The sequence below is a fragment of the Geodermatophilus maliterrae genome, from assembly GCF_041018925.1.
Taxonomy (GTDB): Bacteria; Actinomycetota; Actinomycetes; order Mycobacteriales; family Geodermatophilaceae; genus Geodermatophilus; species Geodermatophilus maliterrae.
The window spans coordinates 1-8,166 of record NZ_JBFNXQ010000154.1 but is presented as its reverse complement, the minus strand read 5'-3'; the positions used below and the strand labels follow the sequence as shown (position 1 = coordinate 8,166).

At 77.0% G+C, this 8,166-nt stretch carries 9 protein-coding genes; 4 read left to right on the top strand and 5 right to left on the bottom strand.

Features of this window, described 5'->3' with window-relative positions; genetic code table 11:
• The coding region (locus ABQ292_RS25415; protein ID WP_369210487.1) for an AfsR/SARP family transcriptional regulator at positions 1-729 on the bottom strand (729 nt) is incomplete at its 3' end.
• A 128-nt stretch (positions 730-857) separates the two neighbouring features.
• Here ABQ292_RS25415 and ABQ292_RS25410 point away from each other — a divergent pair.
• Complete coding sequence (locus tag ABQ292_RS25410; RefSeq protein WP_369210486.1) at positions 858-2,168, top strand: FAD-binding oxidoreductase; 1,311 nt, start codon at positions 858-860, stop codon at positions 2,166-2,168.
• A 13-nt stretch (positions 2,169-2,181) separates the two neighbouring features.
• On the opposite strand, the gene ABQ292_RS25405 is transcribed toward ABQ292_RS25410, so the two are convergent.
• Entirely contained in the window at positions 2,182-3,420 is a 1,239-nt protein-coding gene (locus ABQ292_RS25405; RefSeq protein ID WP_369210485.1) for a globin domain-containing protein, read from the bottom strand.
• A 370-nt stretch (positions 3,421-3,790) separates the two neighbouring features.
• Between ABQ292_RS25405 and ABQ292_RS25400 the strand changes: the two genes are divergently transcribed.
• Positions 3,791-4,930, top strand: coding sequence for a globin domain-containing protein (locus ABQ292_RS25400; protein WP_369210484.1), 1,140 nt, complete (start codon positions 3,791-3,793; stop codon positions 4,928-4,930).
• A complete protein-coding gene (locus tag ABQ292_RS25395; RefSeq protein ID WP_369210483.1) occupies positions 4,927-5,745 on the top strand; it encodes a DivIVA domain-containing protein in 819 nt (272 codons plus the stop codon). Before ABQ292_RS25400 ends, ABQ292_RS25395 begins: the two co-directional genes overlap by 4 nt.
• Positions 5,746-5,815: 70 nt before the next feature.
• Here the strand turns inward: ABQ292_RS25395 and ABQ292_RS25390 are convergent, their stop codons facing one another.
• Together ABQ292_RS25390 and ABQ292_RS25385 are read right to left on the bottom strand one after the other, a co-directional pair.
• Positions 5,816-5,941 (bottom strand): hypothetical protein, encoded by a 126-nt coding sequence (locus ABQ292_RS25390; protein ID WP_369210482.1) that lies wholly within the window; start codon positions 5,939-5,941, stop codon positions 5,816-5,818.
• Positions 5,942-6,078: 137 nt separating this feature from the next.
• A complete protein-coding gene (locus tag ABQ292_RS25385) occupies positions 6,079-6,393 on the bottom strand; it encodes a hypothetical protein (protein WP_369210481.1) in 315 nt (104 codons plus the stop codon).
• Positions 6,394-6,446: 53 nt separating this feature from the next.
• Here ABQ292_RS25385 and ABQ292_RS25380 point away from each other — a divergent pair, with 53 nt between their 5' ends.
• Positions 6,447-7,412, top strand: a complete 966-nt coding sequence (locus tag ABQ292_RS25380) for a 2-hydroxyacid dehydrogenase (protein ID WP_369210480.1) — start codon at positions 6,447-6,449, stop codon at positions 7,410-7,412.
• On the opposite strand, the gene ABQ292_RS25375 is transcribed toward ABQ292_RS25380, so the two are convergent.
• A complete protein-coding gene (locus ABQ292_RS25375; protein ID WP_369210479.1) occupies positions 7,405-8,037 on the bottom strand; it encodes a CG0192-related protein in 633 nt (210 codons plus the stop codon). The genes ABQ292_RS25380 and ABQ292_RS25375 overlap by 8 nt on opposite strands.
• Between the last annotated feature and the right edge of the window lie 129 nt (positions 8,038-8,166).

Here is an 8,166-nt window from a genome sequence, read left to right as displayed (position 1 = left end):
CAGCGCCTGCAGCGGGCGGCCGGGGTCGACGCCGAGCCCGTCGGCCAGCAACCGGCGCCCCTCGTCGTAGACCTCGAGCGCCTCGGCCTGCCGGCCGGAGCGGTACAGCGCCAGCATCAGCGAGGCGCGCAGCCCCTCCCGCAGCGGCTCGGCGCGCAGCAGCTCGCGGACGTCGTCGACGATCTCGGCGTGCCGGCCGCGCCGCAGGTCCAGCTCGGCAGCCAGCTCCCGGGCGGCCAGGCGCAGCTGCTCGAGCCGCTCGGCCTCCTCGACGGCGAAGGTCGCCGACACGTCGGCGTAGGCCGGGCCGCGCCACAGCGCCAGTCCCTCGGTGACCGCCGTCCGCGCCCCCTCGACGTCGTCCCGCGTGGCCAGGTCGCGGGCGGCGCGCAGCAGCTGCACGAAGCGGACGGCGTCGACGTCCCCGGGCGCCACGTCGAGCCGGTAGCCCGGCTCGCGGGTGACCAGCAGCGTCCACCGGCCGTGGGTCACGTCCGGCTCCAGCTCGCGGCGCAGCCGCGACACGATCGACTGCAGCGTCGCGGACACCGCGGTGGGCGGCTGGCCGCTCCAGACGCGGTCGACGAGCAGGTCGACGGGGACGGTGCGCCCCGGGTCGACCAGCAGCGCGGCCAGGACGGCGCGGTGCCGCGGGGACGAGGGAGCCAGGAGACGGCCGTCGCGCCAGACCTCGACGGGCCCGAGGACGCGGAACGAGGTCGCGGTCATCGGGAGGCAGGCTAGGGGCTCCGGCGCCGGTCGTGGGCCCTTCCGGTTCCCCAAGCCCGCGGCAAGGTCACGGCAAGGACACGCGCGCACGCTGCGGGAGCACCGTCCCCTCCCGCCCGGAGCCCGCCATGCCCCCTCCGCCGCCCTCCGCGACCGCCGTCCTGCCCCCCGACCTGGAGGCCTCGCTGCGGGGCCGGCTGTCCGCCGGGGCCACCGTCCGGGGAGCCGTGGTGTCGGTCGCCGGCGTCGCCGACGTCGTGGCCGCCGTGCGGCTGGCCGGGCGGCACGGCGTGGCCGTGACGGGAGGAGGGGACGGCGCCCGGGGGCTGGTGGTGGACGTCGACCGCCTCGACGGGCTGAGCGTGTCCGCCGGTGGCTGGGCGCGGGTCGGCGCCGGGGTGCGCTGGCGGCGGCTGGCCGCGGCGGCCGCGCGGCACGGCCTGGCGCCGGTCCCCGGCACGTCGGGCGACGAGCGGGTCGCCGACGCGGTCACCGGCGGGAGCGTGGGCCTGCTCGCGCGCACCTACGGACCGGCGTCGGACCGGGTGCGCGCGGTGGAGCTGGTCACCGGCGACGGCGTCCTGCGCCGGGCCACGCCGGACGAGGAACCCGAGCTGTTCTGGGGCGTGCGCGGGGGAGGCGCGGCGCTGGGCGTGGTCACGGCCGTCGAGGTGGACCTGCTGGCCGCGGGGCCGCGCTACGCGGGGGAGCTGTCCTGGGCCGGGGACGACGCGGCGCGCGTGCTGGAGGAGTGGCGCACCTGGTCGGCGGCGCTCCCGCCGCAGGCCGGGACGTCGCTGGTCCTGGTGCGCAGGCCGGCGGGGGAGGTGGCCGTGTCGGTGCGCTTCGGCTGGACGGGCGACCCGGGTGACGGGGCCGCCGTGCTCGACGGGCTGCGCGGCGGCGTGCGGCCGGCGCGCGACGACGTCGGCGTCCGCGGCCCGGCCGACCTGCGCGGGGTCGCGGGACCCGCGGCGGGCGTGGAGTCCTCCCTGCTGCTCGACCGGCTCACCGCCTCCGGCGCCGGGCACGTGCTGCGCGCCGCCGCCGGGCGGTGCGCGCCGCGGACGGTGGAGCTGCGGCTGCTCGGAGGCGCGGTCGGCTGGGTGCCCGAGCGCTCCAGCGCCGTGTGCCACCGCGACGCGCGGCTGGCCGTGCGGGTCGTCGGGGGGACCGGCGCCGAGGACCGGGCGGCGACCTGGGCCTGCGCCGAGGAGCTGTCCGCGGCGCTCGGTCCCGACACCGGCGGGCGGGAGCCCGCCCACGGGCACCACCGCTCGCCCGACGTCCTGGCGCGGACCCCGACGCCCGCCGTCCGCGACCGGCTGGCCGCGCTGGCCACGGCCACCGACCCGCACCGGATCCTCGAGGGCGCCTGCCGCGGCCGCCCGCCCGTCCCGGTCCTGGGGACGGGCGGGCGGCCGGCGTGCGACGGGTAGACCCCGCCGCCGGTCAGGCGTGGACGGCGTCGGGCGCGGGCTCGGTCTGGGAGTCGGCCTGCCACAGGTCGGGACCGAAGACCTCGTACTGGACGTCCCGGGCCGGCACGCCCCGGTCGAGGAGCGCGCTGCGGACGGCCTGCATGAACGGCAGCGGGCCGCACAGGTAGTACACGGCGCCCTCGGGCAGCACGACGTCGTCGAGGTCCATGACCCCGGCGTGCGTGCCGTCGACCGGCAGCGTGCCGTGCGCGCCCCGCTCGTACCAGGTGTGCACCGTGGCGCCGGGCAGTCGCCGGACGTCCTCGATCACCTGCCGGCGGAGCGCGAAGGACTCCTCGTCGACGTCGGCGTGCAGCAGCGTGATGGGCAGGTGCGAGCCGGCGGCGGCCAGGTGGGAGAGCATGCCGGCCATCGGCGTGATGCCGATGCCGGCGCTGGCGAAGACCACCGGGCGGCCGGAGTCGTCGAGGACGACGTCGCCGAAGGGCAGCGACATGGTCAGCCGGTCGCCGACCCCGACGTGGTCGCACAGGTGGTTGGAGACCTCGCCGTCGGGCCCGTCACCGCCGCGCACGCGCTTGACCGAGAACTGGCGGTGCTCGCCGTCGTCGGCCCGCGTGAGGCTGTACTGCCGCGGCTGCCGCACCCCGTCGGGCATCGGCACCCGGACCGTCACGTACTGGCCGGGCAGCGAGGTCTTGACCAGGCGGTCGTCGACGCGCTTGACGCGGAAGGTGATGACGTCGGCGGTCTCCTCGACCCGCTCGGCCACCTCCCACTCGCGCCACACGGTCTCCGGGCGCACCCCGCGGGCGCTGTAGAGGCCGCGCTCCTGGTTGATCAGCGCGTAGGCCATCAGCCAGTAGACCTCGTCCCAGGCGGCGGCCACCTCGGGGGTGACCGCCTCGCCGAGCACGTCGGCGATGGCCCAGAACAGGTGCTCGTGGACGACGTCGTACTGCGCCGGCGTGATGCCGAGCGAGGCGTGCTTGTGCGCGATCCGCGACAGCAGGCGCTCGGGGACTTGCTCCGGGGTCTGCACCAGGGCGCTCGCGAACACGGCGACCGAGCCGGCCAGCGCCACCTGCTGGGTGCCCGCGGCCTGGTTGCCGCGGTTGAAGACGCCGTCGAACAGCTCGGGGTGGGCGTCGAACAGGTGGGCGTAGAAGCGCTTCGCGATCTCCCCGACGTGGTCGGCGACCACCGGCAGGGTCGCCTCGATCACGGGGCGGGAGCGGTCGGAGAGCAATGGTCCTCCTCGGACGGTCGACGGACGGCACGGCCTGTCGAGCGGTGGAGCTCCCCCCGTGACCGCGACCGTCCGTCGGGCCCGCAGGGGCCGGGGGCGTCCGCGGCCGACGGCCCGACCCTGCCACCCGTGGTCCTCGGCAGCGAGCGCGGGGGTTCCGGTACACCGGTGGCTGCACCCGGCTGGTCGCGGTTAGAGTGCTCCGGGACTACCCAGCGTCCGCGCGCAGGACCGGAGCGCAGCGGACGGGGGAGTCCTCACGGGGGTGACCGCGGCGGTCACCGGGGTGGGACGGCGCAGTGACGTCCCACCTGAACGGCGCTGCCGGCCACCCGGCCGGCCGGCCACGACCCAGTTCAGGAGGGTGTGCGTGGACGTCCCCGCGATGCGGGCCAACTTCGCCAAGGCCGCGGCCGCCGGCGACGAGGCGCCGCTGTGGTTCTACGCCCACCTGTTCCTCAGCCACCCCGAGACCCGGCAGCTGTTCCCGGTCTCGATGGCGCACCAGCGCGACCGGCTGTTCGCCGCCCTCGGCGAGGTGGTGGCCCGGGTCGACGACCTCGACTCCCTCGTGCCGATCCTCCGGCAGCTGGGGCAGGACCACCGCAAGTTCGGCACGGTGGCCGCGCACTACCCGGCGGTGGGCGCGAGCCTGCTGGCCACGCTGGAGCACTTCGACGACGACTGGGACGACCGGCTGGCCGCGGACTGGACGGCGGCCTACGAGCTCGTCGCGTCGGTGATGGTCGAGGCCGCCGAGGAGATGGCCGACCAGCCGCCGTGGTGGGACGCCGAGGTCGTCGCGCACGAGCGGCGCACCGTCGACACCGCCGTCCTGTGGCTGCGGCCCAAGGACCCGCTGCCGTACCCGCCCGGCGCCTCCGTCTCGCTGGAGACCGAGCTGCGGCCCCGGCTGTGGCGCTACTACTCCCCGGCCAACGCCGAGCGGCCCGACGGCGAGCTCGAGATCCACGCGCGGGCCCGGCCCGGCGGGCCGGTCAGCACCGCGCTGGTGCGGCAGGTCGTCGTCGGGGACGTGCTGCGGCTCGGGCCCCCGGTGGACCACCTGCGCTTCGACCCCGACTCCGACCGGGACCTGCTGCTGGTGGCCGGCGGGACCGGCCTGGCGCCGCTCAAGGCCATCGTCGACCACGTCGCCCGCAACGGCCCGGCCCGGCGGGTGGACCTCTTCGTCGGCGCCCGGCTCGAGGACTCGCTCTACGACCGCGAGGACCTGGCGCGGCTGGAGCAGCAGCACCCGTGGCTGACCGTGACCGTCGCCGTCTCGGAGGACGAGCACTCCTCGCTGACGCACGGCGACGTCGGCGAGGTCGTGGCGCGCTCGGGGCCGTGGACGAGCCGGGAGGCCTACGTCGCCGGTCCGACGGCGATGGTCGACGACACCGTCGAGCGGCTGCTCCGGCACGGCCTGCCCCGCGACCGCATCCGCACCGAGGTGTTCGCCCCGAGCCGCCCCGGGCCCGACGTCGACGGAAAGGTGACCACATGAGCACGAGCACGGAGGCCGCCGCCTGGAGCGGCGGACGGCGGCTGACCCCCGCGGACGTCCGCGCCGTGCGGTTCGGCCGGTCCTCGGTCTTCCACCCCGGGTACGACGACACCGAGGTGGACCGCTTCCTCGACCGCGTGGGTGAGGAGCTGGCCCGGCTGCACGCCGAGAAGGCCGAGCTGCGCGACCGGGTGCACGACCTGCAGGCCCGGGTCGAGGGCGCGACGCGGAGGGAGGCGCCCTCGGCGCAGGCCGTGGGCATCCTCGCGGCGGCGCAGCAGACCGCCGACCAGTACGTGGCCGAGGCCGAGGCGCTGAGCCGGGTCATGACCACCGAGGCCCGCGAGCACTACGAGGAGCAGGTCCGGCAGGCCCGCGAGAAGGTGGGCGCGATGATCCAGGCGGCCCAGGAGGCCGCCGCCCGGATCGCCGGCCAGGATGCCGGCGCGCCGGCCGCCGGTGCGGGCGCCGACCCCCGTGCGGCGGAGCTGCAGGAGCAGGTCGTCTACCTGCAGGCCTTCAGCCAGGCCTGCCGCACCCAGCTGCGCTCCTACCTCGAGGCCCTGCTCGACGACGTGGAGCGCGAGTGGGGCGCCGCGCACCCGGACGCGGTGCCGGCCGCGCCCGCCCGCTCCCGGACGCCGCGGACCCAGCCCGCCTCGGGGTCGTCCGCCGCGGGGTCGTCGGCCGTCACGGCCGCCCGCCGCGAGGAGCCCGCGACCGTGGAGGCGGCCGCGGTGCTGCTCAGCGAGGACTCGCTGCGCCCGGACGTCCCGAACGGCCCGGCCGAGGGAGCCGCGCGTCCCACGCGGTGAGCCGGTCACCTCCTCGGGAGGTGACCGGCTCGGCCGTCGCGGACCGCCGCGGGGACCAGCCCCGGGCGGATCAGCCCTTCGCGGGCGTGCGGTCCTGGCGGGGCCGGTACGGCATGCCGGGGTTGAACACCTCGAGGGTGTAGGCGTCGAGACGGCGCAGCCAGGAGCGGGCGCGGGTGGTGGTACGGGAGGTCATGTCGTCTCCTCGGGAGTGTGGTCGTGAGGGGACGTCGTCGTCCGTCGGCTGCTCGGGCAGCCACTTCCCACGGTAACCAGGGCTGTTGCGCCCCGGTGTGGTGCGGTTGAACGCGTCGTGAACGGGGTCCGTGATGCTCAGCACGGCCCGGGCAGGGCCGCGGCCAGTGCCTGCGCGACCGGCGCGGATCGGCGCAGCAGCACCGGCCGCCCGGCGCGGTGCCCGGCCGCCAGGTGCTCGACCAGAAGCTCGACGACCCGGGGCGACAGCGAGGTCACCGAGCGGGCGTCGATGACCTCGACCCGGGCCGGCTCGCGGCCGTAGCGCCGGTGGAAGGAGTCGACGGCGGCGCCGTCGACCGCGCCGGCGAGGCACAGCGCGCCGCCTCCGGAGGTGTTGAGCAGGCGGACGACACCCCGCGCCGCCCGGAGGCCGTCGGTCGGGGAGGTCACCGGACCAGTGTCGCCTCCCGGGCCCGGACCGGCGTCCCGGCAGGATGGCGCCCATGGACACCGGTCACGTGTACGTGCCGCGGCTGCTCACCGACGACGCGATGGCCGAGCTCGCCGCCCTCGACCACCCGTTGCGGGTCGGCCGAGAGGAGCCGCCGTCCACCGGGGAGCTGCTCGAGGGCGTGGCCGGCGCGGCCGCGGTCGTCTGCACGCTGACCGAGCGCATCGACGCCGCCTTCCTCGACGCCGCCGGGCCGCAGCTGCAGGTCGTGGCCAACACCGCGGTCGGCTACGACAACGTCGACGTGGACGCGGCCCGCGCCCGCGGCGTCGTCGTCACCAACACCCCGGGCGTGCTCGACCGGGCCACCGCCGACCTGACGATGGGGCTGGTGCTCGCGGCGGCGCGGCGGATCGCCGAGGGCGACCGGTTCCTGCGCCGCGGGACGCCGTGGATCTGGGGCCCGCGGATGATGGTCGGGCTCGACCTGTCGGCCGGGGCGACCCTCGGGATCGTCGGGTTCGGGCGCATCGGCCGGGCCGTCGCCCGCCGGGCGAGGGCCTTCGACCTGCGGGTGGTGGCGACGCCCACCCGCGCCGAGCTGGACGACGACGAGCGGGCGGCCACCGAGTTCGTCGAGCTGCCCGAGCTGCTGCGGCGCAGCGACGTCGTCTCGCTGCACTGCCCGCTCACGCCGGGGACGTGGCACCTCGTCAGCACCGACACGCTCGCGCTGATGCAGCCGCACGCGCTCCTGGTGAACACCGCGCGCGGCGGCGTCGTCGACACCGACGCACTGGTCACCGCGCTGCGGGAGGGCCGGATCGGCGGGGCCGCACTGGACGTCTTCGAGGACGAGCCGGCCGTCGACCCGCGGCTGCTGGAGCTGGAGCAGGTGGTGCTCACGCCCCACCTGGGCAGCGCGGCGTCGGTCACCCGCAGCGAGATGTGCCGGCTGGCGGTGGCCAACGCGGCCGCCGTCCTGGCCGGCCGGCCGCCGCTGACGCCGGTCAGCTGAACGGCCGGACCGACGCCAGGACGACGGGGGAGGCCTGCCCGGCCCAGGTGCCGGTGAGGACCGGGCCGCCGGGCGCCGCGGTGGGCTGGAGCACCCGGTGCACGACCAGCGTCAGCGGTCCGGTGCGGACCGTCGTGGCGGCGTCGGAGTCGCCGACCGACAGGCCGTCGAGCGGGCCGACGTGCACCCCCGGCGCGCCACTGCCGACGACGGCGGCATCGGTGGCCCGTGGGGTGAACCCGTCGCCGGTCACCACGTGCTCCTCGGCGCCGGTGCCGCCGGTGACGACCGCCCGCAGGTACGCGGTGACGGCGACCGGGTCGCCGCAGGCGTCGTAGACCCAGCGTCGGCCGAGCACCGAGTGCTCCATGGTGCCGACCAGGTGCGCCTCCTGCCCGGGTGCCGGGGCGCCGCGGTAGGTCAGCGGGACGTGCAGCAGCCGGCCGTCGGCGGTGCGCACCAGGTGGGCCTCGATGCCGACCTCGCCGTCGGGGTCGTCGAACCGGTAGGCCGCGATCCGCTGCAGGTCGCTGCCGGTGCCGCGTCCCCACGGCCGGGTGGACACCCAGCCGCCCACCAGGTCGAGCTTCGACGGGGACAGTTCGGCGCGGTAGACGAGTGCCACGGTGTCGACGCTAGAGGCCCCGGGCTCGCGAGGCCCGGTGCACCGGGCCTCGCCCGTTCGCGGTCGCCGAGACCCGCGGCACGGGAGCACGCGGGTCAGAAGGGTGGTGGGTCGTCGTCCGGCGGTGGC

Bases quoted from the DNA above. Each gene is read 5' to 3' on its own strand.
- ABQ292_RS25410 (WP_369210486.1), top strand. From the start codon at position 858: ATGCCCCCTCCGCCGCCCTCCGCGACCGCCGTCCTGCCCCCCGACCTG.
- ABQ292_RS25395 (WP_369210483.1), top strand. From the start codon at position 4,927: ATGAGCACGAGCACGGAGGCCGCCGCCTGGAGCGGCGGACGGCGGCTG.
- ABQ292_RS25390 (WP_369210482.1), bottom strand. From the start codon at position 5,941: ATGACCTCCCGTACCACCACCCGCGCCCGCTCCTGGCTGCGCCGTCTC.
- ABQ292_RS25380 (WP_369210480.1), top strand. From the start codon at position 6,447: ATGGACACCGGTCACGTGTACGTGCCGCGGCTGCTCACCGACGACGCG.